This is a genomic window from Mesorhizobium sp. CNPSo 4671, assembly GCF_057784245.1.
On record NZ_JBWLUW010000060.1, the window covers coordinates 1 to 1,169 of the forward strand.

The 1,169-nt window shown below is 63.0% G+C and carries 1 protein-coding gene; it reads left to right on the forward strand.

The window, feature by feature from the left end; translation table 11 throughout:
- The coding region (gene tuf / locus AC04SF_RS37340) for an elongation factor Tu (protein WP_056566843.1) at positions 1-1,169 on the forward strand (1,169 nt) is incomplete at its 3' end.

Below are 1,169 nucleotides of genomic sequence, written 5' to 3' on the forward strand. Positions count from 1 at the left end.
ATGGCAAAAGGTAAATTCGAGCGCACTAAGCCTCATGTGAACATCGGCACGATTGGTCACGTTGACCATGGCAAGACGTCGCTGACGGCGGCGATCACGAAGTATTTTGGCGAGTACAAGCGCTACGACCAGATCGATGCGGCGCCGGAAGAGAAGGCCCGCGGCATCACCATCTCGACGGCTCACGTCGAATACGAGACGGCCAACCGCCACTACGCCCACGTCGACTGCCCCGGCCACGCCGACTATGTGAAGAACATGATCACCGGTGCCGCGCAGATGGACGGCGCGATCCTGGTCGTGTCGGCCGCCGACGGCCCGATGCCGCAGACCCGCGAGCACATCCTGCTTGCCCGTCAGGTCGGCGTGCCGTCGATCGTCGTGTTCCTCAACAAGGTCGACCAGGTCGACGATGCCGAGCTGCTCGAACTGGTCGAGCTCGAGGTTCGCGAGCTTCTGTCGAAGAACGAGTTCCCCGGCGACGACATTCCGATCGTCAAGGGTTCGGCGCTGGCCGCTCTTGAAGATTCGAACAAGACCATCGGCGAGGACGCGATCCGCGAGCTGATGGCTCAGGTCGATGCCTACATCCCGACCCCGGTTCGTCCGCTCGACAAGCCGTTCCTGATGCCGATCGAAGACGTGTTCTCGATCTCGGGCCGTGGCACGGTCGTCACCGGCCGCGTCGAGCGCGGCGTGGTCAAGGTTGGCGAGGAACTCGAAATCATCGGCATCCGTCCGACGACCAAGACGACCTGCACGGGCGTCGAAATGTTCCGCAAGCTGCTCGATCAGGGCCAGGCTGGCGACAACATCGGCGCGCTGCTGCGCGGCGTTGACCGTGAAGGTGTCGAGCGCGGCCAGGTTCTGGCCAAGCCGGGCACGGTGAAGCCGCACAAGAAGTTCGTGGCCGAAGCCTACATCCTGACCAAGGACGAAGGTGGCCGTCACACGCCGTTCTTCACCAACTACCGTCCGCAGTTCTACTTCCGCACGACGGACGTGACCGGCATCGTGTCGCTGCCGGCTGGCACCGAGATGGTGATGCCTGGCGACAACATCACCGTCGATGTCGAGCTGATCGTGCCGATCGCCATGGAAGAGAAGCTGCGCTTCGCCATCCGTGAAGGCGGCCGCACCGTCGGTGCCGGCATCGTCGTCACCATCAA